Origin of the sequence: Parabacteroides provencensis, assembly GCF_900232875.1 — a bacterium.
Lineage (GTDB): Bacteria > Bacteroidota > Bacteroidia > Bacteroidales > Tannerellaceae > Parabacteroides > Parabacteroides chinchillae.
The window spans coordinates 1,358,763-1,382,161 of the sequence record NZ_LT960488.1; the positions used below are offsets into that span (position 1 = coordinate 1,358,763).

Below are 23,399 nucleotides of genomic sequence, written 5' to 3' on the forward strand. Positions count from 1 at the left end.
AACAGACCTGCGGAAAATTACAATGGACAAAACTATCCGTTGTCGATAGATTTAACACATTTGTCTATACAAACCGCCTCTCCTTCTACTATAATTGTAAGAGGAAAAGCGGTTTTTTATTTTTGCTTTCGTAATACAGACAGAAAACGAAGGCATTATGAAACAATATTCATTCTTATTAGCATGTTTGTTTTTCCTCAGTACAGGAATGAAGGCACAGGATCAACCAGACAAATGGACACTCCGTGACTGCCTGAACTATGCCTTGGAACATAATATCCAGGTAAAGAAAAGCAAAGTAACCCACCTGTCCGGTATAGAAGATACAAAACAGGCAAAAGCACAATTGTTTCCTTCGCTTAACGCATCCGTTACCCAGGGATATGTTAACTATCCTTCTTCCGATGCCATAAGCAATAACAGCTATACGGGAAATTACAGCGTCAATGCAAATTGGACTTTATTTGATGGCGGACGCCGTACCAGCAGCATCAAGCAACAACAGATACAAAATAAAGTAGACGAACTGAGCATTGAACAAAACGAAGACGACATTCAGATCTCACTTATCCAGACCTACATGCAAGTATTGTATGCAATGGATGCTGTCCGGATTAATAAAAATACGGTAGAAGTTTCCAAAGCACAACGCGATCGCGCCGAAGAACTGTTCAAAGCTGGCTCCATATCCCAGGTAGATTTTGCTCAACTCGAGAGTCAATACAGTACAGACAAATACCAGCTGGTAGTAGCCCAAACCAATCTGGATAATTACAAATTGCAACTAAAGCAATTACTGGAACTGGATATCAATGCAGACATTCATTTGGCTGCTCCCGATATTACCGAGAAAGAGATCATGTTTCCCCTACCCGATAAGCAAACAATCTACAATACATCATTGGCTGTAATGCCGGAAGTAAAAAGCAGCCAACTCTCTATCGGCATTGCCGAACTGGAAAAGACAAAGGCACGTGCCGGCTATCTTCCTTCATTATCGATGAATGCAGGCATAGGAACCGGGCACCTGTCAGGCACCGATTATACCTTTGGCAGCCAGATGTGGAATAAGTTTAACGAAAGCATAGGTCTTACATTAAGTATTCCTATATTCAGCAACCGGGAGCACAAAACGGCCTACAACAAAGCAAAACTAGCTATCACAACCAGCCAGCTCGAACTGCTTAATACACAAAAAGCATTGTTGAAAACGGTTGAAGGTATTTACCTGGATGCAACTTCCTCGCAAAACCAATATTTATCCGCGTCGGAACGTCTTAAATATGTTTCGGAAAGTTACAAGCTGACCGAAGAACAATTCTTTCTCGGAATGAAAAACACGGTGGAACTGCTGACAGAGAAAAACAATTACCTAACCGCACAACAGGAAGTATTGCAATCCAAATATATGGCGGTAATGAGTATACAACTGTTGAATCTCTATCAGAAGAAACCAATTGATGTGGGAATGAAATAAAACAGATCAGATATGAACAAAAAGAGACTAATTATCGGTATTATCGTCATGTTGCTCATCATTGGAGGAGTCTATCTCTTTATGGGCAAATCATCAAAAGGCGGTATAAAACTGGAGACGGCCAAAGTGGGGCGTGGCTCCATTACCAATACGGTTACAGCCACAGGTACCGTAGAACCGGTTACCGAAGTAGAAGTAGGTACACAGGTTTCGGGTATCATTGATAAATTGTATGCAGACTACAATGATGTAGTAAAAGCCGGACAGCTAATTGCCGAAATGGATAAGGTAAACCTGAAAGCAGAGCTGGCATCGGCACAGGCCGGGCTGGCAAGCAGCAAAACGGAATTCGAATATCAACAAAAGAACTATGCCCGCAGCAAAGTACTCTACGAAAAGAAGCTGATCAGTGATTCCGACTACGAAACTGCAACTTACAACTACGAGAAGGCAAAAGCTGCATACGACCAAAGCCAGGCAGCTATGGTAAAGGTTAACCGCAATCTGGAATACGCAACCATCACCAGCCCGATAGACGGCGTGATTATAGACCGTGCTGTTGAAGAAGGGCAAACCGTTGCCGCCGGCTTTGAAACACCAACCTTGTTCACCATCGCCGCCGACCTTACCAAGATGCAGGTAATAGCCGATGTAGACGAAGCTGATATAGGCAACGTACAAGACGGGCAACGCGTTAGTTTCACCGTCGATGCTTACCCTAACGACGTATTCGAAGGAAAAGTGAAACAGATACGTCTGGGCGACAGCAGCAATAGCAACACAAGTTCGACATCTTCCTCTTCCACTGTTGTAACTTATGAAGTCGTTATCACAGCCGACAATCCGGACTTGAAGCTAAAACCCCGACTGACAGCCAATGTTACGATTTACACAATGGAACAAGAAAACGTGCTGACTATCCCTACTAAAGCCCTTCGCTTCGTTCCTGACGAAAATATACTTACACCAATGGGCATTACAGTCACAGATATAAACAAGGAAACTCCCGCAGGGAAGCGTTTGATATGGGTAAAAGGAGGGCAGAAGCTGCAGCCTCGCACTGTTACCGTAGGCTCCACAAGCGGCAATCATATCGAGATAACAGAAGGATTGAAAGAAGGAGAAGAAATAATAGTAGACCTCGCTTCTGCCACTGTAACCCCGTCTCCCGAAATGGCAGAAAAGAGCCCGTTCATGCCAGGCCCTCCGGGAAGCAAGAAAAAGAAATAAAGCAATGAAAGAGATCATCAAACTGGATAATATCAAACGTGACTTCCGGGTCGGCGACGAAATCGTCCATGCCTTACGTGGCGTCTCCTTCACCATACACGAAGGCGAGTTCGTCACCATCATGGGAACCTCCGGATCAGGAAAGAGCACGTTGCTAAACACACTGGGCTGCCTCGACACACCTACGTCCGGCGAATACTATCTGGATGGTGTTTCTGTCAGGACGATGGGAAAGAATGCCCGTGCAACGTTGCGCAACCGTAAAATCGGCTTTGTCTTCCAAAGTTATAACCTGCTGCCGAAGACCACCGCAGTAGAAAATGTGGAACTGCCCCTGATGTATAATCCGAATTACAGTGCCGCAAAAAGAAAAGAAAAGGCAGTCAACGCACTGATTGCCGTTGGCTTGGGTGATAGATTAGAGCATAAAAGCAACCAAATGTCAGGAGGGCAGATGCAACGTGTAGCCATCGCCCGTGCACTGGTAAATGATCCGGCGGTAATACTTGCCGATGAAGCAACAGGAAACCTGGACACGCGTACCAGTTTCGAGATACTGGTATTATTCCAGAAGCTGCATGCCGAAGGGCGTACTATCATCTTCGTAACACATAATCCGGAAATATCAGGGTACAGTAGCCGCAACATCACGTTGCGGGACGGACACGTTACTTCCGACATGGTAAATACTAACGTACTGAACGCAGCGGAAGCACTGGCACGATTACCAAAAAACGACGATTAAAATAAAACGAAAATGAACGGGACAAACTTAATAAAGATAGCTCTCAGGGCACTTGCCAATAACAAAATGCGCGGATTCCTGACAATGCTCGGCATCATTATCGGCGTGGCATCCGTCATTACCATGCTCGCTATCGGGCAAGGCTCGAAGCGAAGCATACAGGCACAGATAAGCGAAATGGGATCTAATATGATAATGATCCACCCGGGAGCCGACATCCGGGGTGGCGTACGCCAGGATGCTTCCGCAATGGAAACTCTAAAGCTCAACGACTACGAAGACATAGTGAACGAGACCCGTTTCATATCATACACATCTCCAACGGTAAACAGTAGCGGGCAAACCATCTACGGAGCCAATAATGCCCCGACTACCGTTTATGGCGTCAGCCCCGATTATCTGGACATCCGCCGTTATAAGATACAAGACGGAGACATGTTTACCGAACAGGATATACAAACCGCAGCCAAGGTTTGTGTCGTAGGTAAAACCGTTGTAGACAATCTTTTCCCGGGAGGAGAAAATCCGGTAGGAAAAGTATTCCGATTTCAGAAACTACCTTTCCGCATCGTTGGAGTGTTGGAAAGCAAAGGATATAATAGCATGGGAATGGACCAGGATGACCTTATCTTAGCTCCATACACAACTATACAAAAGAAAGTTCTGGCCATTACCCATTTGCAGGGCATTACCTGTTCGGCCCTAAAAGAAGAATACACCGACCAGGCCATTGATGAGATAACGGAGATACTCCGCCGCAACCACAAGTTGAAAGAAGGTGCAGATGACGACTTTACAATCCGTAGCCAGCAGGAGCTGAGCACGATGTTGACAAGTACTACGGACATGATGACGGTGTTGTTGGCGGCTGTGGCGGGTATTTCGTTGCTCGTTGGTGGAATCGGCATTATGAATATTATGTACGTCAGCGTTACGGAGCGTACCCGAGAGATCGGCCTCCGTATGAGTATCGGAGCCAAAGGCATCGATATACTGGCGCAATTCCTGATAGAATCCATACTTATAAGTGTAACTGGCGGTTTAATAGGCGTAGTATTGGGTGTCGGGGCAGCCCTTGTTGTTAACGGGGTTGCCCATTTCCCAATCTACATTCAGCCGTGGAGCGTGGTTCTTTCGTTCGCAGTTTGTACCGTAACCGGTGTATTCTTTGGATGGTATCCGGCCAAAAAAGCGGCACAACTCGATCCGATTGAAGCCATACGCTACGAATAAGTTCCGGTTCTTTTAAGTATTTTATAAAGAAGAAGTAGCCACTTTGTGCCAGGCAAATAATCGTTCTCCAGTCAGCGGACAACCGTTCGACGGCCGCCGGACAATCGTCCGCTGCCTGGAGAACGGTCGTCCGGCGGCCGTCGAACGGTTATTACTTACCGACAAAAACACGACCAGATACTATATAAAACAATAGCAATTAACTATCTTTGTTTTTATGAATGCAACAGAAAACATAGCAATACCGGCAAAGCCGCCCTACAAAGGAGTCGGACGTCTGATTCATATTGTAGCCTGGGGATTACTGTTCGGCCTCCCGTTCTTCTTCACCGGCAAGCAACAACAAGAATTGAACCTGCTGAACTATGTCCGTTCGGAAATAGTTCCGTTGTCGTTTATGCTTGTGTTCTACGTAAACTACCTGCTGCTGGTGAATCGTTTTTTGTTCTCAAAGCATCCGTGGCGTTTCTTTTCCAGCAACATACTGTTGATAGCTTTTACAATGGTTGCGGTGCACCTGGTCTTTCAGTTACTTCCTCCCCCGGAATGGCATCATCCCCGACCGGAACGTGAATGGCAGGACGTGGTAGGTTTCTTAGTCGTAAACGTTTTCCTCTACACATTGGTAGCCGGGCTGAGCGTTGCCATAAAAATGACCGGCGGATGGTACGAAATGGAATCTATGCGCAAAGAGTTGGAGACAAGCCGTGCCGAGGCCGAATTGCAGAACCTGAAAAGTCAGCTTAACCCGCACTTCCTTTTTAATACATTGAATAATATTTACAGTCTGATTGCCATTAGCCCCGAACGGGCACAAGGGGCCGTACACGACCTAAGCCGCCTGCTTCGTTACGTACTTTATGAAAGCAGCCAGCCACTTGTATCGCTTGAAAAAGATTTAGACTTCGTCCGCAACTATGTAGAGTTGATGCGCATCCGCCTGCCGGAACATGTTCAACTCAAAACAAATATCCAGGAAGATACAACAGGCGTATCAATAGCTCCGTTACTATTTATCTCTCCTATCGAAAACGCATTTAAGCATGGTGTAAGCAACAACAAGCCGTCTTTTATAGACATAGATATATATCAGGAAAAAGACCGCATTACCTGCACCATCCGCAACAGTTATTTTCCCAAAGATGCCACGCAAGACAAAAGCGGTTCGGGCATCGGGCTTCTCAATCTCCAACGCCGTTTGGAATTACTTTATCCCTCCCGTCATATCTTCACATACGGGCAGGAAGGAGAAGTGTATAATTGTACGTTAGAATTGAAATTATAATGAAGTTAATTTGTGCCATAATAGATGATGAACCGTTGGCTGTAAGCCTGCTGGAAAGCTATGTATTGAAAACTCCTTTCCTGGAACTGCATGGTAAATACAATAGCGCCGTCAATGCGCTACCGGAGCTTAGCAGCAAACCTGTCGACCTGTTATTCCTGGATATTCAGATGCCAGAGTTGAGCGGTATGGAGTTTTCACGAATGCTGGGCACAGGTACCCGTATTATTTTCACAACAGCTTTTGAGCAATATGCAGTAGACAGCTACAAGGTAAACGCCCTCGACTATCTGCTGAAACCCATCAGTTACCCGGACTTCCTGAAGTCTGCAAATAAAGCACTACAGTGGTATGAACTATTGCAAAGCAACGAACAGGCGGCAACCAAACCGGATAGCGAACATATACAAACAGCCTCATCCGCACCTTCTTCCATCGAAAGCATTTTTGTCAAGACAGAATACAAGTTGGTACAGATAGAGCTACGCAAGATACTCTACATCGAAGGCCTGAAGGACTATATAAAGATATATGTTGAAGACGAGTCCCGTCCTGTCCTATCGTTAATGAGTATGAAGTCGATGGAAGAGATGTTGCCGGCAGATCATTTCATCCGCGTACACCGTTCATTCATCGTACAACCCGAAAAGATAAAAGTTATTGAGCGTAACCGCATCGTATTCGGCAAAGAATATATTCCCATCTCCGACAACTATAAACAGAAGTTTATGGAATTTCTGGGACAAAGATCGTTATTGCCTTAAAACAACTGCAATAGCAGCCGTTCCAGCTCTTTTGTCATTTGTCCCATATTACATGAATAGTTATTGGAGAAAACAGCAACCGCATACTTCTTTCCGCCTACGGTGACATAGCCGGCATAACTTCTTACCCGGGTAATACCGCCACTTTTTAAACGTGATTTGCCTTGCAGTTTCGAGCCTTTTAAAAAATTGCGAACCGAACCTTCCAGACCAGGTTGCGGCAGAGAAGCAATAAATGCATCAGAAACACCCGACTTTGTGGCCATATATACCAACATATCCGTAATAAAACGGGCAGAAACTTTATCGGCCGGCGCTAATCCGCTACCGTCATACATCCACAGGGGAAACGTATCTATACCTTTCTTCTCCCAATATTCTTTCGCGACACGCACGCCGCGCTTAAAAGAAGAGATCACCTCATTCTTCTTCGGCTTATATTGCAAACCCACCGTTTTCAGCAGCGCATCAGCAAATAAGTTATGGCTTACGTGGTTTGTAACACTCGCTATTTCGGCCAAAGCCGGAGAATAAGTAGTCACAATCACAGTCTTTTCCGCATTGCCTTTCCACCTGTCCTCTTCTTTCTCTATCCGGTAGCACGAAGGCGTACCCGAAACCATAATTCCTTCATTACCTAACACATCAGTCAGATATTGTGCCATGAACAAAGCAGGATCAGGAATATCGCCCTTCAACTGATAACGATCCCTATTAGCCGGTAACACTCCATACAAATAACGTTCCGGTGAAAACGGAGCACCAATAATATATGCACTATCAGACGACACAGGACTTGCCGTCATATAATTATGAAAACGGATATACGAAACATCGGGGTCACTATCAACCAACACTGGTTTACTGCCCGCCAATCCGGTTTTAAACGATAATCTATACATATTATCAAATATTGAAATGCCGTAACTTCCGGGTGCATAATAATTACCCATATCCTCACGCAGCCATTTGATAGAAGAGCCTTCGGAATCAAAGATACTTTCGTCGGAAATAACAGCTCCTTCTATCTTGCGTATGCCGGCTTTATAAATAGCATTGATCCAGGCCGGAAGAAACGAATTGGCTTCTTGCCCGAAATGGGAAGAACCTAATGAAGGATCGCCGCTGCCTTTAATATATAAATTGCCTTTCAGCACACCGTTTTCAATAGTGCCATCATATTCCAATGAAGTAGGAAAACGATAGTCTTCTCCTAAAATTTCAAGGGCAGTAGCCGTAGAAACTGTCTTCATCACAGAAGCAGGAGAAACCTGCCTGTCTTCTTCATAACTATGTACAATTTTCCCGTCCTGCAAATCCTTTACAACAAGAGAGAATGTTGCTCCCTTCATATATGGATTACGTAATAATTGTTTTACGGGTTGCGAAGGCTGTGCATTTGCAGGCCAACATAAGCAAATCAACAAGCAGAAGCCTAATATTTTAATGTGTATCATCTCAATCTATTTTACTTTACTATCTTTGTCCACAAAGATAAAAAATTAAATATGAACCCACTATTCGATAAACCGTTTACATTCGACAGAGTAGTGCGCATTCTGTTCAGCGTAGCAACCCTTGCCGGCATTATCTACCTGATCGCACTATTGCGTAATGCCTTATTGCCTTTCCTTATCGCCTGGCTACTTGCTTATCTGATGCAACCATTTGTCCGGTTTTTCCAATATAAGATGAAATTAAAAAGCCGTATACTGGCAATTATCGCAGTATTATTATCCACCATATTGATTATTGCATTAATGGGAATAATAGTAGTGCCATCTGTCACGCAAGAGATAAACCGGACGCTTGAACTCATGAAAGAACACAATGGTTATAATCACATACCTTTACTACCAAGTGCCTGGGTAGAATTTATAGACAAGCATGTAGACCCGGAACAGTTGGTACAGATAATGAGCAAAGAAAATATCGAAAATGCAATTAAACAAATTGCTCCCCAAATGTGGGTATTATTGACAAATACTTTTTCCGTCCTCTTCAGTATTACAATTATCTTTGTAATCTTCCTGTATTTTATATTCATTTTACTGGATTACGAACGCATTGCCAATGGATGGATCCATTTAATACCATCGCGTTACCGCCCATTCGTTCAAGACTTGGCCGAGGATGTAGAATATAGTATGAACCGCTACTTCCGCGGACAATCATTAATAGCGCTGTGCGTTGGGATCTTATTTGCTATCGGATTCAAAATCGTAGGATTTCCGCTGGCCGTAGTGTTAGGTTTGTTTATCGGATTCCTTAATCTGATTCCATACATGCAAGCAATCGGAATAATCCCCATGGTTTTGTTGAGCCTCCTTAAATCAGCAGAGACAGGGGAAAACTTCTGGATGATATTCGGTTCCGGCATTTTAGTTCTGGGAATCGTACAATGCATACAGGATTTATACCTCACCCCCCGTATCATGGGAAAAGCTATGGGAATGAATCCTGCCATTATTTTATTGTCTTTATCTATTTGGGGAACCTTGCTCGGTTTTGTCGGACTGATTGTAGCCTTACCGCTTACCACCCTGTTTTTATCCTACTACAAACGTTTTATCCTCATGGAAGAAAGTAGTGTAATTGATAAAAAGAAAAAGAATCCAACAGCATCAGGCGAAAAAACAGAGCCTAAAAAGTAAAAAAAATGCGCATAGTGTTGCATATATAAAAAATATCCCTACCTTTGCACCCGCATTACAGAAGTAACGCATAGGATGATTCGCTAGCTCAGCAGGTAGAGCACATCCCTTTTAAGGATGGGGTCCTGGGTTCGAACCCCAGGCGGATCACAGAAACGCTGGACAGAAATGGACAGTAAATGTACAACTCCTACAATATCAAGGTATTGTAGGAGTTTTTCTTTGTATAATGTCTGTGACCTAAGACACGAAAAGGTCACAAAAAGACACACTTTCGTGACCAATTCGTGACCTGTCCACCCTCTAAGATTTTAGGTCACGGAATGTCCCAAATTGGCGGTTTGTTGTCCTGATTTGTCCGTACTGCAAATATCTCATTTTCAGTTTATCAATTTAAGTTTGTAACTAAAAAAAGAGATTATGAGAAGTACTTTTAAGCTACTCTATTTCGTCAAACGAAATGCAGTAAAGAAGAACGGTAATGCACCGATTATCGCACGTATCACTATCGACCAAGTTGTAGCCCAGTTTAACACCAAACTGGAAATAAATCCGGCTCACTGGAGCGTGGAATTAGGCAAGGCTTCCGGCAGAACCGCAGAAGCTGTACACATCAATTCCATGCTGGAAAGTATTCGTAGCACAGTTCATCAACATTACCATGCGTTAATGGCGCAAGACGGATATGTAACCGCAGAACTGGTTAAGAACGCTTTTTTAGGCAAGATAGCAAGGGAACGGACTTTGATAGAGTTCTTCAAACAGCACAACGAGCAGTATTTGCAAAAGGTCAAAATGAATACCGCAGACAAAACCTATTCACGTTACGAACTGACAAAGAAACGGCTTGTCGAATTTATGAAGTTCAAGTATTCGGTTTCTGATATACTGATTAAAGATATTAATGTAGTGTTCATTGAGGACTTTTTGCTGTATATCAAAAACAACTACAATTGTAGCCATAATACGGCTATGAAGTTCGTACAACGCTTTCGCACGGTGGTAAACTTTGCCAAGAATACGGGTTTAGTGACTGCCGACCCTTTCGGGAGTTATCGGGTAAGGTTTGAGCGTACCGATAGAGATTATCTGACTATGGAAGAAATTACCGCTATTTACAATCACGAGTTTAGCTCTAAACGGTTGGAGCAGGTACGTGATTTGTTCATTTTCAGTTGTTACACGGCACTTTCCTACATTGACGTATGCGAGTTAAAGCAGGAGGACATTCGCACCGGATTTGACGGTAATTTGTGGATTATACGGAAAAGACACAAAACAAATGTTACATCTACCGTCCGATTGCTGGATATACCAAAAGCCATATTGGAAAAGTACAAAGACAAATTGCCAAACGGTAAGATTTTACCAGTTATCAGCAATCAGAAAATGAATGATTACTTAAAAGAAATCGCAGCCATTTGCGGAATTGAAAAGACCTTGACCTACCATGTTGCCCGGCATTCGTGCGCCACTTCGGTGCTGCTCGCAAACGGTGTTCCCATTGAAACTGTATCTAAGATTTTAGGTCATACCAACATAAGAACTACTCAAATTTATGCGAGGATTACCGATTTGAAAGTAAGTAGCGACATGGAAATATTGGCTCAAAAGTTGGATGTTCCACACAGGACTGCCAGCCAATGAAATCGTGTTATCGTCAGATAACAGCAAGGTGTGATTTGTGGCACACAAATCTGTTTTCCGTGCCGCAAAACACCTTGGGCAAATTCACTCCGAAGTCGTGTTGCCAATGAAAGAAAGACATTCCCTAACTAAAGATTTTTTCGCTCGTCGGGACGGGTGGTCCCGCCCCTTGCCGCTGGGCGTTCCCCGACCGATGAGTTTATTTTTGTAATTCTGCAATCTTGTTTTATTGAAATATTGATAGCTTGATTGATTGAAAGCAAGATTTCAATATGGCAGGATTGAATGAAAACAATAAACCATTCAATATTGATTGAAATACTGAATGGTTTATTTATTATCAAGAATATAATTACTTGCGAAAAGAAAATAAAACTCGCATCATGTATCGTTTTCATCCATTCTTCGGAGCAGACTTTTTTGCAATGTTTCCAAATATCGGGTTCTATTTATCTTACGGCTTCGCATTTCTAAATAAGAATGATATAAATCACCAATATCTATACTGAACACATTTTCAAAATATCCTGCAATCTCTTTTAAAGTAGCCGTTCCTTTATTAAAATCCCCATTCGCTTCTAAAGCATAAATAAGTTCCACCAATGCCCTTTTAGAGCCAGTCCAACGCAAAATAGTTTCTGCAATCAGCCCGTTGTCCGCTTTGCGCTGCACAATACGCTCCAATTCCTGCAATCTGTTAGTCAAGTAGATTTTCAACAGCTCGTTGGTAATAATTTTAGCCACTTTAAAATCATACCCGGTTGAATATAGAGGGTCTTTATCAATATGGGAACTGTCTGTACATATTCGTAAATCATTTTGATTTCGGGTAAAATAGTACCTATCCAAATAAGTAGATTTAGAACGGTAATACTGGTAAAAGTCCAAATTCCTACTGAAATAAAACGTCAAACTATCCAATTCTTTATATAAATATTCTCTTTGCGCAACATCACTGCCCGTAGGATATTTACTTTCAATGACATATATTTTATTGTAATACAAATATTTGCTCAACACTTCGGGTTTCTGTTCTTTAAAGAAGTTGATTTCTTCCGCTTCATTCGCAAACTTATAAGCCGATATGTATTTTCTCAGTTCATCGCATAAAGGTCGAATAAAACGCATCATATACAAAGCACTATCAATACCGGTACAATCATTTATGCCGTTTTTTTCTATTTCCGTATCGATTTGAAATAATATTTTATCTACAAATTGCATAAAACATCATTTATCTTTTGTTGTCAAAGTGCTCAAATATAGGAGGTGTCGGCGTTAAATCATAATAATCCAATTCGCTAATATCCAAACGAAAATACACCAAGTCCGAATATGAACGATACAAGCGCATCAGAATCGGATTTGTTTCGTAGATTTCTTCTCCTATGTTATCAGGAACATCAAAAACAGCTTTTCCCTTTACCCTTACTGAAATATTTCCAGCCATAGCAAGCAATTCTACAAAAGGATTCTTTTGCAATTGCTTATAAACTTCCTTATAGGTTGTTGTGGTAAAATAAAGCGTAGCCTTTTCTCTTTTCATAATCTGAAAAACACGAATTTTCGGTTTATCATCCTCTACTGTGGCAAAAGCCACATCTTTATGGCTCATTAAAAAACTTAATCCTTTTTCCATATTGCGTTTGTTTTAAACAATATAAGGCTACCGACAGTAACCTTATATTGAACATGAACTTGATTTACTTGTATAAAGTCTTAGCTAAATCTGCTAATCCGGCTTCTCCCGGCAGATCGGGATAAGCCTTTTTCATGGCTGCGATAAATGAATCGGCTGTTTTATTTGCTGCAATTATACGCTTCATCGTTTTCAAATAATCAATTTTAAATTCTACCATATCTTTTTTCACAGCACCCCCATGTCCGCCAATAAAATATTCACAACCGGATTTTAAAGCCCTCTCCGCTTCTGTTATTTCTGCATCAATCGCAGCTAAAGAAGATATTTGTAAATGGCTGACATGAGATTTAACAGGCGTCCAGTGTGTGTAATAGACCTTGTTACCTATTATAATACTTGCCGCAGGAAAATCTGTTGAAGCTCCTTTTTGAAAAGAGAATTTCACTCCATTCCAATTTTGAGTACTTCCCAAAGGAACTTCTTCTGTTTTTCCGGTCGGCATGGGAACTATGGCATCGCCAAATATTTTTGCAAAATTTTGCATCATTCCACCGTAAACAGTCCCCTTGACAAAATCCGGCATTCCCTCAATCATCACAACATCATGATTGCCCGTTCCGCCCACATGATAGTCGGTGATGATTTTCTGTACAGGTTTATTTAATGAAACCACATAAGCATCAAATTCCGATACATTATCTTTAAACAACGGTTGCTCCAAAGTAACAAGCCCGGTCTTGCCTTCTATAATGTAACTTGCATCTCCAAGCGCATCATTCGTATTATATACATGAAGCTTGAAACTACCTAAATCCAAAACTTCAAAATTTCCTTTTGTCTGTGCTTCTGCTACAATTGCCACAAAAGCCAGTAAGAATAAAAACATCTTTTTCATAATTTCTAAATCTTATTATTAATAACCGATAGTAAAACGTTCCCGATGATGATTTGCCTGCTCCATTTCATCTACCATTGCAACTGCATAATCTTCTACAGAAATATGACTGTTCCCATTTTCGTCAACAATAAGGTCATCCTTTCCCAAACGGAATTTTTCTGTGCGTTGTCCCGGTTCAAGAGTTCCGGCAGGAGAGAAAAATACCCAGTCGATTTCTTTTTCGTTGCACAATGTATTCAAGTAAAACTCACCTAAAGACTTCACCCCACCCATTATTTCAGCAGGGATTACACCCGAATCCACCACTCTAAGCCCCGGAGCGCAGAATAAAGTACCAGCACCACCGACACACAACAGTCGTTTAATACCTGCTTGCTTTACAGCTTTGAGGATTAATGGATAGTTTTTCAACGTTTCTTCGTAAATATCGGGGTTTGTCCAGCCGGGATTATAAGCGCTGATAACAACATCTTTTCCCTTACAAGTAGCGGCTATCGTTTCCACATCAGATACATCTGCTTTAACTACTGATAAATCACAGTTGCTAATTGCAATCTTTTCGGGATTGCGAACTATTGCTGTAACCTTGTTACCTCTGTCCAATAACTCATTAAGGATTGCAGTTCCAACAAAACCGCTTGCTCCAATCAATACTACATTTTTCATAACTATAAATATTTAATAATCAATATTACTATCTAAAAGATTGTTTATCTCTTTTCGAATGCAAATATGAAGTTCTTTTTTTAGTTATACAAGAAGGCACTTTGTGTTCAGATAGTTACCCGCATGAAACTATTATTGACTATGAAGAATTTGTGAAATATGTATTTAACACTATTTAAGTAATCAAAAAACTTATCCTTGCTGATTTGGAGAATGTTAGTTACTTTTGTAGCGTAATATAAAAATATAAGTGTTATGGTAAGAACAGAAATTCAAAATGAATTATATCCCGATTGCCCCATTCGGAATATACTTGCTCGCATAAGTGACAAATGGTCTATATTAGTTCTTTTCACATTAAACCAGTCCGCATTAATGCGCTTTAACGCTTTGCAAAAAAACATCCCCGACATTTCACAAAAAATGCTGACTATGACTTTGAGAACTCTTGAGGAGGACGGGTTTGTCAAAAGACAAGTATATGCAGAAGTGCCACCAAGAGTTGAATATTCACTAACCGATAGAGCCATCTCATTACTACCACATATCAATAGTTTGATTGTGTGGGCAAAAGAAAACATGAACACCATTTTGACAGATAGAATACATAACAGAAAAAAGCCATAAGCATTTGTATAATAATGCTGTAATGCTATTTGGGGACAAGTGATTTTTTTAGTGCAAGGTGCAAGTATATATCTATATATATAGCTTGCACCTTGCACTAACCTTAGAATGTTTATTTTCAACGGTTTGCATAATTCAAAAATAATGCGTACATTTGAACCCAAGATGTTGGCAGACAGACACCGGACAACAGCAGACAGTTTTTAAGGACTAAAGCGTGACGGGTACAAAGCCGAAATTTCTGAAAGTACTGATATTGAGGAAGAAATAACGTTTGGTTCATAACCCAGGCGGATCACTTAAGGAAAGAGGCTTAGAGATTTATCTCCGAGCCTTTTTTATTGGTACGACATTATGCTGTGACCTGCGTGTAACCTCAAGATATTTATTTGATTTATTGCTTTGATAATCAAATAAATGTATTGTCGCGAACGCTACCCAGCTGGATCACAAAAGGCTTGTAATCGACAGATTATGAGCCTTTTCGTATTTTCGGGCGAAACGATGCGACATTAACGCATAACCACGGCATAACCTGCGAATACCATTTGGTGTATTTATTTGATACTCAAATATATAATTAAACAATAAGCATACCCAGCGGGATCACAAAGGCGATAAATCACTGATTTGTCGCCTTTTTCGTATCCAGACGCCTGATTGATAACTCTTTGATAATCAAACACCGTCTAAAACCGTTTTTAGTGTCGCTCTTAGTGCTGTATTTAGTTACGGCCTTAAAGTCGTGGGACTTACGACCGTAAAAAGTAACCAAATCGTAACCAAGGTTCAGAAAATCGTGTAACCTATTCCATCGAATGATTAGTGTCGGTATTGGTGTCGCTTGATTGATTTTTAGTGTCGCTGTTAGTGTCGTTTCTTGTGTATCTGTTTGTTTCTATGGCAATTAAACTCACGCTACCTTTGTCGTAGTAATTGTTGAACACTAAAAAATAGAAACAGATGAAAAGTACATTCACCGTTCTCTTTATCATTCAAAAGGGAAAACCCAAAGCAGATGGCCGAGTGCCGATTATGGCAAGAATCACGATTAACGGCAAAATGTCGCACTTCTCGACCAAGTTTGACATCTTGCCGGAACGTTGGCTGCCCAAGGAGTGCAAAACGCTCGGCCAGACTCCGGACGAGAAGATCATCAACAAGTCACTCAATGACCTAATGGTTTTGGTAAAGGGGCGATACAATGAGATGGTTCGCATCGGAGAGACACTCACAGCTGACAAACTGAAGAACTCCGTAATGGGACTCGACACTAACGCTACCCGACTCTTGGAGTATTTCGATACCTATAATAACGACTACGCGCAGACGGTAGGCAAAACATCCACGCAGAAAACCTATAGCCGTTACCTGCTAACCCGAAACCGACTTGCCGAGTTTATGAGAGAGAAGTACCGAGTAAATGACATCCTGCTCAAAGACTTGACCTTGCGATTTATCAAGGAGTTCGATATTTGGCTCAAGACTAAATGTGCACTCGAAAACAACTCAGCCACCAAGTTTGTACAACGCTTCCGAACGGTCTATAACCAAGCACGAGCTGAAGGGCTTGTCAGTACCGATCCATTCATCAACCACAAACTTCACTTCGAGGCGGTAGATAGAGGCTACCTCACACAAGGAGAAATCAACTCGATGTTGGAGAAAAAGTTCGACAGCCAACGACTTGAACTCGTGCGTGATATGTTTGCGTTCAGCTGCTATACCGGACTCAGTTACATAGATGTCAGCGGTTTAACCACCGACCATATCCAACAGGACAACGCAGGCAACTTGTGGGTGATGACGAAAAGGCAGAAGACTAAAGTACCCATCAATATCCGATTATTAGAGATACCGCGCCGGATTATTGAGAAATACGCAGGAACGGGACGAGGAGATAAATTATTCCCGATGCCTTCGAACCAAAAGATCAACGATTATTTGAAAGAAGTAGCTGCTTTGTGCGGTATAAATAAGCGAGTTACGTTCCATTTAAGTAGGCACTCTTTCGCCACAACGGTCACGCTTGGCAACGGAGTACCTATCGAAACGGTGAGTAAAATGCTCGGCCACACCAACATCCGAACCACTCAAATTTATGCCCGCATCACCAACCAGAAGTTGAGCCAGGATATGGATGCCCTTGCCCGAAAGATTGACGGAATGGCGGTGAATATCTGATGCAGTAAACTGCCTATAACGAGTAGAATCACCCTTCTGAGGAGTTCTACTCGTTATATTTTAGTAAGTAACAGAACAAGGCTTGCCTGTTGATGGATAGTCCAAATCAAATTTAACATGGATTACTTTTATTTCAGCAACATCTTCCGGTGCGATCCGAATATTTTCAACCACATAGCAACCCGAAGCCTCGCACGTTTTATCCAACTCCTGATGATGGCTGCCGTGTTTGCCGATTCCATAAGAGTCGATCAAAATCAACTGAGGCGATTTATCCAATATTTTCAAAAGCACCTCCTTTTGTACGGTCGTGTCCGTTTCATCGAAATATGCCTTGCTGCCATAATCATTTCGATACATATTACCTGTGTACAGTATCAATGCTTTATTGCCGAGCGATGGTAATGCCGCTACATCTTCAAGCGTTGGCATCTCCTGCTGACAATCAATTAGATGAACAGGAAGGTAAAATTCACCCTTCTTTGGAACAGATGTATAACAATCTATGTGAGTTCCGAAATGACCTTTAGCTCCAATTTTATCAGCTTGCTTTTCGAGCCACGCATTCGCAGGATGGGTTACATCCAATTCAATATGCAGGTTTTTGCCTATTTGCCTGCTCATCATGATATACTCCTTGAAAACGCCGTCTTGCTTCCAACCCTGTTTTTTGTAGAGATTGATTGCCGGAAGATTGTCGCAGTGAACACCCAATGAAATACGCTGGATGCCATGATCAAAGCATTTTCGATATAATTCATTCATCATACACTCAGCAACTCCTTTTCGTCTATGTTCCGTGGATACAGCTATCGCTATTTCGGGAAGATACTCTCCAACAGAATGTCCTAACTCCGGCAAATTCCTTAACCAAGCAGCACCGACAGATTCACCCGACTGAGTCTCTGCAATAACTCCGGGCTCAGTTTCGCAATTCCACCCTTTAATATTTATTTCAGTATCGGGATGTTCGTGCAGATTATCAACACTGATTTCCGTTACACCGGAAGCCACGCAAGATTCTATCAACATCTCTTTCATAAAAGGAATGTCACTCTCGGTGGCGGTTCTATATATAATTTTTGCTGTGGGCATAGTCTAAAGTATTTATCGGCAAAGGTATAACATTAATTCCAAACCCGATGAATTTACATAGGAAACAGAAAACTCTCTATCTAAATTGATAGAGAGTCCGATTGGTGAATTTCCTGTAAACAGTTTGATATTCGGAATGTTATTGCAGGTCTGGATTGCGGTAGAATGAAAGGTTGTCCTCGTGATGGTACTCTCTGGCCTCTATAGTGTTGTAAACCGCATCCATAACCACCTCTACTTTGAAGTGTTGATTCCACATTTTGCAATCCACCATGCAGGTTGCGATGGCTTTTGAACCGCCTGCCTCGGTGTGGACTCTGAAGTCTGATATTGTACCTGCGTATTTCTTACTAAGAAAGAATTGTGCCATTTCGGTTGCCTCTGCGGTTGTTATTCTCTTTGCCATAATTTGCTTTGCATTAGTTGTTTATCTTGAATCTAAGGTAATACAATCTTTCCGAACACGCCAGACAATTTGCATCTTTTTTTGCTTATTTACAGAGAGTTATGCGATTGTTTTACGAGCTATTCCCCTACTTTTCGGGCAGGGGAATAGCTCTCTTTCTACTATTATATTATTCGTACTCTTGAAACTCGACTTCGATAAAAGTCAGTTTGTCGCCCTCCATCTCCGCAATGATATAGGTTTGATAATCATCGGTGGTATAGGTAATCTGCAAGTACTTTTCGTGCAGCAAACAGATGTCAGCGTTTTCTGAAATTTCGATGGGGCAAACCTCGTAGCCGTTGTCTGCACACTGCTTTTGCAGATTGCGCTTTGCTTGATCCAGGCAAGCTATAAAATTCCGTAGTTTCATTGTTTATTATTCTTTTAAATGCCATTTGCCGTCTTGAAAGAGGTAGAGATAATCGGTTCCGGACTTGTTATTTAAATAGTGGCCGAAGTTGCGGTAGATTTCGGGCTTGATGTCCTCCCAATCCTCACCTTGGCGGTCTTTGTAGTACACGCAGGCCTCAATAGTCGTATCAATTGACCGCAGGTTTCCGCCATCGATAAGTCGGCTTGCCAATTCTGGTGTATTAAAATGCTCGACAAGCAATTCTCCTGCATGGTCGGGATAACCATCTGCATTCAGGATGATGGATTTGATTGTGCCGTCCGGGTTGGTAAATCCGATAATTGCCGTTGTCATAATCGTGTTTATTCTTATTTAGCGTATTCGTAACCTGCCTTAATCAACCGAGAGGCATCTGCCGGACAAGCCACCCAGAATTTGCAATCGTCACCGAGAATCACGAAGTGCAGTTTTCTCATACCGTTGGCCCATTCGAAGGCTGATGTGTGGTTGCTTAAAATATCGGGGCGGTGGCGTAGGCCGTAGACCTCTTTTATCTGCTTTGATTTTGCTTGCCAGTCGTAACTATTAGTATTATTCATAACGTACTATATTTTAGTTATTTATTATACTGCTAAGTACGCGCTTTTATTTGGAACACGCCAGTTAATTCGCATCTTTATCTTCGCTATCGCTCGATTTCCTCCTTGTAGTTCGGCATAGTCAAGCAAGCTTGCCTCTACTCTCACTTACTGCGTCGGTTCTGCGCTCTAAATCAACTATTTATCTCGACTTCTCGAATTGCTCGCAGAATCTCATAAGCCACCTGCGGAACGATGGCATTACCACACGCTTTTACCGCTTCGGTTCGCCACTTTTTGTGTGATAAGGGCAGTCCAGCCAGTTGGCGGGGAATCCCATCATCTCCAGGGTAAATCGGGGGTTGAGTTGGGAAGAGTGACCAATCAACGATTCGTCTTTCTGCTGTGCCACTCCGTGAACATAGTCCTGCAACGCACAACTGAACTGCCGATTCGGATCTGTCCGTGTCGAACCTCCGTTGCGGTCGCTCGCCACAGGTGTCGGTAGCAGTCCGCTCTTGGCAAGGTCGTTCAACGTCAGGCTGTATTCCGTTCCGCTCGGACGAATCTTGCGGTTGCCCGTTACGATCTCCCCGCCACGAGTCGCATCGGTCGCAGTTGGTGTGGGTAGCAGATCCCACAACTTCACCAACCTTGCCAACCCCACACTCCCGTCCTGACCGTTGCGGTTCACCTTGCGTGGCATTCCTGTTGAGGTGATTCGGAAGGTATCCTCTTTCCCGATCACCGCCCCCATCGTGGCATCCGAGGAGACTGGCGTCGGAAGCAGCTCCCGTTTCATCAAGTCGTGCAACGAACCACACTCGGTCTCGTTTGTGGGGCGCACCGATGCTGCAAGCCGGAATAACAAGCGGTTGGACGGAATATCCCGCTTGCTCAAGATCCTCACAGATTCGGTCGATGACGAATCGCTGTTCTTCGGTTTCGACGACTCGGTGATCTTCACTGAGCAAATTGGTTTCGTCTTCCACTTTAACGACCGTACCGGGGAGTACCATCGAGGCGATTCCAATAACATTCTCACCAATAATCCAAGTCGGTCTGACCTGTCGAATGATGTCAAGCATTGCTGGCCAGAGGTAGCGGTCGTCTGCCGCTCCCTTTCGCTTGCCAGCCAGGGAGAAGGGCTGACAGGGAAACCCTCCGGTGAGTACGGTAATCCTATCTCGGTATTTTGAAAAGTCGGTTGTTGTGATATCTGCATAGCTGTCTGAGTTAGGGAATTGATGTTCGAGTGCTTGACGGCAAAAGTCGTTGTTATCAGCGTGGAAGATATTTTGAAACCCTGCCCACTCTGCCGCCAAGTCGAAACCTCCGATGCCACTAAACAACGATCCATGGGTTAATAGTTTATTCTGATTCATACGATGTGCTGTTTTATTCATCGGGAAGGGAGAGTCCATTAATTGATAACACCTCCCGTAGTCCGACACGGTATGGGATGCCGTTGTTGGTGTAGCTCATAAACCGATGATACATTTTCGGATAGAGTTCATAAATCAGCTTCAAGCGGTTGTCGTTCTTGAATTGACAGCCATAGCCGCAGAACATACAGCCTGTGCGCTGTGCACCCTTGTGGTAAATATCGGCGATGGGAAGTTTTCGATCTTTGATGTAGTCCCAAATATCCTGTTCGTTCCATATTGAGAGTGGATTGCTTACCGGACGCTTGCCGGAGAGAATATTACAACCGCCTGCTTTTACATAGAGCGTTTTCCGCATACTGCTCTCCGATGCCATGATTCCCAAGATGGGGCTGACTTTGTGTTCTCTTTCGTAAATCAGAAACGGTCGCTTTTTGAGGATGGAGCAACAGGAGGAGGATATCTCGTATGGAGCATCTTTCAGATGGAGATACTTTCGTGCGATCAAACCACGATAATTTGTTTCGATTTCTCGCAACGCCCTGCGTGATTTTACGGATTGAGGATTGACCTTCAGATAATGCAGTGTTTCGCTGCTCTCTTTGCTAATAAGTGGAAAACCATACTGCTCAATAACTTCGTGCGGTTTGAGTTTTGGGTAGATAATCTCTAAATTCTCAGTAGAGCGAACAAATCTTACGATATCGGGATATTCGTTTCCCGTATTGCAGAAAACGGCTTTGATATTGGGTTTGATGATTCGGGCCAGTTGTAGCAGAACGGTACTGTCCTTGCCACCACTGAACCCAATGTAGCATTGCCCGTTGGTGTGAGAGATGAACTGGTCGAGAGCGCCAAGCGAATGATCGATCTTCTGTGTCAAATTCCACTGTTGCCGGATATGTAATTCCGTCCGTGTCATTTTAGTTCGTAATTACAAGTGATCCACTCTTCTTGTCTCCTGCGTGAGGTTTTACTTGCCGAGATGGTTCGTTCAATCTTGTGGATTTTCCATTTGTGGTGGTTTGCAAACTCTCGGATTTTATCGTGCGGAAACATCGTCAGCATAAATTTGCCTTTGATTTGGGCGAGGGTTTCCAAGAGTTCAGAGAAATTCTCCTCATTGAATGAGCCTGCATAGTGACCGCAATCGCTACCGACATAGGGAGGATCGACAAAATGGAATGCTGTTTCGCAATCATAGCGGGTAATGACTCGGATGCCATCTCCATTTTCAATGGTTACTTTCTTGAGCCGGTTGCACAGCATTTCGGTGAAGCTGTCCTTGGCGTTAAAGAGTTTTAGGGCCGTTGTTCCGCTGCGGTCGTAACCAAATGTGCCATCCAACATCGAGGCAAACCCCATCTTACTACATACCCATACCGACCAAGCTCGTTCTATCTCGGTAAAGAACTCAGGGTAAGCATTAATGTGTCGAGCGTGAGCGTGTGAGTCACGGCTGTGGAGCGTTCCGTCAAGTTGTGCCTTGAGTTCCGGATAGCGAGTTTGGGCGATACGATAGAAGTTGATTAGCTCCCGATTCATATCGTTGATTACCTCACATTCGACTGGCTCTTTGGCAAAGAACACAGCACAGCCTCCACAAAATGCCTCTGTAAAAAGCGTATGCTTGGGAATTAACGGCAGGATATGTTTGAGGAGCGGTAGCTTACCTCCGTAATAGGATATCGGTGTTTTAAGTAAGGATTTTACCATAATTTGATGACTATTAATATGATTAGAATAACGATCAGAGCGATGGCCGCCCACTTCATCCACGACACAACTGCCGGAGGTTTTTCGGCAATTTGTTCGACAACATCCGTTTTGACTTGCGCCTGAATGTTCTGATGAACAGTGCTATCGGTTACGGTCGACTTATCGGATTGGGTGTTTATTTCGGTACGGACGATGCGTTTGATGGGAGCTACAACTTTGGGATTTACTGAATCACTCTGAACCTTGGGGCTTGGAATGTTAATAGTAGGTAGCTCTTGCGGAGGATAGAACTCCACGACCGTTTGAGACAACGAGCCGATCTGTTTTTCAACCTCGTTTCTGACTAATTCCGTGACCGTTTTGTCAATCACCACGCTGTCCTTCTTTTCGCTCCGCTGAATTCGTTTCAGCGGCGAACAAGCAGACAACAACACTATAAAAAGTAATATCCATCTCATTTCCGATTGAGTATTTTATTTATTCGTTCCTTGCGCTCATCCATTGTGAGCGGTTTGTCTAAAAGGGTCTCTGCCCCCTCCCAAGGCAGAGGAAACATCTGAGTCATTGGTTGTCGATCCTTTTTGTCAAGTTGAATGCAAGTGGCAACCCATACTGACCATCGTTCCCGTTCCCACGCCTGCTTGGTGCGATTCTGCTCCAGTTCACTCCAGCCGATCCATGCGTAGATAAATTCGGCAGGAGTCAGTGCATTAAAATCATCGGGCCGCAAACCCATTTGTCCGACAGCAACGGCAAACCACTTTTCGTAG

General features: G+C 42.9%; 25 protein-coding genes and 1 tRNA gene. 11 read left to right on the plus strand and 15 right to left on the minus strand.

Annotation, left to right across the window (positions count from 1 at the left end):
- The first annotated feature begins 157 nt into the window (after positions 1-157).
- The 6 genes from CTY47_RS05915 (at position 158) to CTY47_RS05940 (ending at position 6,734) form a co-directional block, all read left to right on the plus strand.
- The gene (locus tag CTY47_RS05915) at positions 158-1,477 is read left to right on the plus strand and encodes a TolC family protein (RefSeq protein WP_099463846.1); all 1,320 of its coding nucleotides are present in this window, start codon (positions 158-160) and stop codon (positions 1,475-1,477) included.
- A gap of 12 nt (positions 1,478-1,489) precedes the next feature.
- Positions 1,490-2,707, plus strand: a complete 1,218-nt coding sequence (locus CTY47_RS05920) for an efflux RND transporter periplasmic adaptor subunit (protein WP_099463847.1) — start codon at positions 1,490-1,492, stop codon at positions 2,705-2,707.
- Between the two features lie 4 nt (positions 2,708-2,711).
- The gene (locus CTY47_RS05925) at positions 2,712-3,452 is read left to right on the plus strand and encodes an ABC transporter ATP-binding protein (RefSeq protein ID WP_099463848.1); all 741 of its coding nucleotides are present in this window, start codon (positions 2,712-2,714) and stop codon (positions 3,450-3,452) included.
- Between the two features lie 12 nt (positions 3,453-3,464).
- Positions 3,465-4,685, plus strand: coding sequence for an ABC transporter permease (locus CTY47_RS05930; RefSeq protein WP_099463849.1), 1,221 nt, complete (start codon positions 3,465-3,467; stop codon positions 4,683-4,685).
- A gap of 217 nt (positions 4,686-4,902) precedes the next feature.
- Positions 4,903-5,970 carry a sensor histidine kinase gene (locus CTY47_RS05935; protein WP_099463850.1) on the plus strand — a complete coding sequence of 356 codons (1,068 nt, stop codon included), beginning with the start codon at positions 4,903-4,905 and terminating at the stop codon, positions 5,968-5,970.
- Positions 5,970-6,734, plus strand: a complete 765-nt coding sequence (locus tag CTY47_RS05940; protein ID WP_099463851.1) for a LytR/AlgR family response regulator transcription factor — start codon at positions 5,970-5,972, stop codon at positions 6,732-6,734. The genes CTY47_RS05935 and CTY47_RS05940 overlap by 1 nt, the downstream gene beginning before the upstream one ends.
- Here CTY47_RS05940 and dacB read toward each other — a convergent pair.
- Positions 6,731-8,191: a D-alanyl-D-alanine carboxypeptidase/D-alanyl-D-alanine endopeptidase gene (gene dacB, locus CTY47_RS05945; protein ID WP_099463852.1), complete on the minus strand. Its 1,461-nt coding sequence runs from the start codon at positions 8,189-8,191 to the stop codon at positions 6,731-6,733. The two genes, CTY47_RS05940 and dacB, sit on opposite strands and share 4 nt — an antisense overlap.
- Positions 8,192-8,242: 51 nt before the next feature.
- Here dacB and CTY47_RS05950 point away from each other — a divergent pair, with 51 nt between their 5' ends.
- From CTY47_RS05950 to CTY47_RS05960, 3 genes are all read left to right on the plus strand, one after another.
- Complete coding sequence (locus CTY47_RS05950) at positions 8,243-9,388, plus strand: AI-2E family transporter (RefSeq protein WP_099463853.1); 1,146 nt, start codon at positions 8,243-8,245, stop codon at positions 9,386-9,388.
- Between the two features lie 77 nt (positions 9,389-9,465).
- A tRNA-Lys gene (locus tag CTY47_RS05955) sits at positions 9,466-9,538 on the plus strand.
- Between the two features lie 270 nt (positions 9,539-9,808).
- Complete coding sequence (locus tag CTY47_RS05960) at positions 9,809-11,035, plus strand: site-specific integrase (RefSeq protein WP_099463854.1); 1,227 nt, start codon at positions 9,809-9,811, stop codon at positions 11,033-11,035.
- A gap of 381 nt (positions 11,036-11,416) precedes the next feature.
- Here CTY47_RS05960 and CTY47_RS05970 read toward each other — a convergent pair whose 3' ends face one another.
- The 4 genes from CTY47_RS05970 to CTY47_RS05985 all read right to left on the minus strand — a co-directional run bounded on the left by CTY47_RS05970 (position 11,417) and on the right by CTY47_RS05985 (position 14,241).
- Positions 11,417-12,259 (minus strand): RteC domain-containing protein, encoded by an 843-nt coding sequence (locus CTY47_RS05970; protein WP_099463856.1) that lies wholly within the window; start codon positions 12,257-12,259, stop codon positions 11,417-11,419.
- A gap of 10 nt (positions 12,260-12,269) precedes the next feature.
- Positions 12,270-12,674 carry a pyridoxamine 5'-phosphate oxidase family protein gene (locus CTY47_RS05975; RefSeq protein WP_099463857.1) on the minus strand — a complete coding sequence of 135 codons (405 nt, stop codon included), beginning with the start codon at positions 12,672-12,674 and terminating at the stop codon, positions 12,270-12,272.
- Positions 12,675-12,738: 64 nt separating this feature from the next.
- Positions 12,739-13,572: a hypothetical protein gene (locus tag CTY47_RS05980; protein WP_099463858.1), complete on the minus strand. Its 834-nt coding sequence runs from the start codon at positions 13,570-13,572 to the stop codon at positions 12,739-12,741.
- Positions 13,573-13,590: 18 nt separating this feature from the next.
- Positions 13,591-14,241 carry an NAD(P)-dependent oxidoreductase gene (locus CTY47_RS05985; RefSeq protein WP_099463859.1) on the minus strand — a complete coding sequence of 217 codons (651 nt, stop codon included), beginning with the start codon at positions 14,239-14,241 and terminating at the stop codon, positions 13,591-13,593.
- Positions 14,242-14,496: 255 nt separating this feature from the next.
- Here CTY47_RS05985 and CTY47_RS05990 point away from each other — a divergent pair, with 255 nt between their 5' ends.
- Together CTY47_RS05990 and CTY47_RS05995 are read left to right on the plus strand one after the other, a co-directional pair.
- Entirely contained in the window at positions 14,497-14,868 is a 372-nt protein-coding gene (locus tag CTY47_RS05990) for a winged helix-turn-helix transcriptional regulator (protein WP_099463860.1), read from the plus strand.
- A 963-nt stretch (positions 14,869-15,831) separates the two neighbouring features.
- Complete coding sequence (locus CTY47_RS05995) at positions 15,832-17,052, plus strand: site-specific integrase (RefSeq protein ID WP_099463861.1); 1,221 nt, start codon at positions 15,832-15,834, stop codon at positions 17,050-17,052.
- Positions 17,053-17,112: 60 nt separating this feature from the next.
- Here the strand turns inward: CTY47_RS05995 and CTY47_RS06000 are convergent, their stop codons facing one another.
- The 10 genes from CTY47_RS06000 to CTY47_RS06045 form a co-directional block, all read right to left on the minus strand.
- Positions 17,113-18,147 (minus strand): GNAT family N-acetyltransferase, encoded by a 1,035-nt coding sequence (locus CTY47_RS06000; RefSeq protein WP_099463862.1) that lies wholly within the window; start codon positions 18,145-18,147, stop codon positions 17,113-17,115.
- Between the two features lie 139 nt (positions 18,148-18,286).
- Positions 18,287-18,553, minus strand: a complete 267-nt coding sequence (locus tag CTY47_RS06005) for a hypothetical protein (protein WP_099463863.1) — start codon at positions 18,551-18,553, stop codon at positions 18,287-18,289.
- Positions 18,554-18,722: 169 nt separating this feature from the next.
- On the minus strand, positions 18,723-18,965 hold the full coding sequence (locus CTY47_RS06010) for a PH domain-containing protein (RefSeq protein WP_099463864.1): 243 nt from the start codon (positions 18,963-18,965) through the stop codon (positions 18,723-18,725).
- A 6-nt stretch (positions 18,966-18,971) separates the two neighbouring features.
- A complete protein-coding gene (locus tag CTY47_RS06015; protein ID WP_099463865.1) occupies positions 18,972-19,301 on the minus strand; it encodes a hypothetical protein in 330 nt (109 codons plus the stop codon).
- A gap of 14 nt (positions 19,302-19,315) precedes the next feature.
- Positions 19,316-19,546, minus strand: coding sequence for a hypothetical protein (locus CTY47_RS06020; RefSeq protein WP_099463866.1), 231 nt, complete (start codon positions 19,544-19,546; stop codon positions 19,316-19,318).
- Between the two features lie 173 nt (positions 19,547-19,719).
- A complete protein-coding gene (locus CTY47_RS17280) occupies positions 19,720-20,949 on the minus strand; it encodes a DNA cytosine methyltransferase (RefSeq protein ID WP_317044045.1) in 1,230 nt (409 codons plus the stop codon).
- Positions 20,924-21,832 (minus strand): phosphoadenosine phosphosulfate reductase family protein, encoded by a 909-nt coding sequence (locus CTY47_RS06030; RefSeq protein ID WP_099463867.1) that lies wholly within the window; start codon positions 21,830-21,832, stop codon positions 20,924-20,926. The genes CTY47_RS17280 and CTY47_RS06030 overlap by 26 nt, the downstream gene beginning before the upstream one ends.
- On the minus strand, positions 21,829-22,626 hold the full coding sequence (locus CTY47_RS06035; RefSeq protein WP_099463868.1) for a DNA adenine methylase: 798 nt from the start codon (positions 22,624-22,626) through the stop codon (positions 21,829-21,831). The genes CTY47_RS06030 and CTY47_RS06035 overlap by 4 nt, the downstream gene beginning before the upstream one ends.
- A complete protein-coding gene (locus tag CTY47_RS06040) occupies positions 22,620-23,087 on the minus strand; it encodes a hypothetical protein (RefSeq protein ID WP_143813343.1) in 468 nt (155 codons plus the stop codon). The genes CTY47_RS06035 and CTY47_RS06040 overlap by 7 nt, the downstream gene beginning before the upstream one ends.
- Entirely contained in the window at positions 23,084-23,365 is a 282-nt protein-coding gene (locus tag CTY47_RS06045) for a hypothetical protein (RefSeq protein WP_099463870.1), read from the minus strand. Before CTY47_RS06045 ends, CTY47_RS06040 begins: the two co-directional genes overlap by 4 nt.
- Between the last annotated feature and the right edge of the window lie 34 nt (positions 23,366-23,399).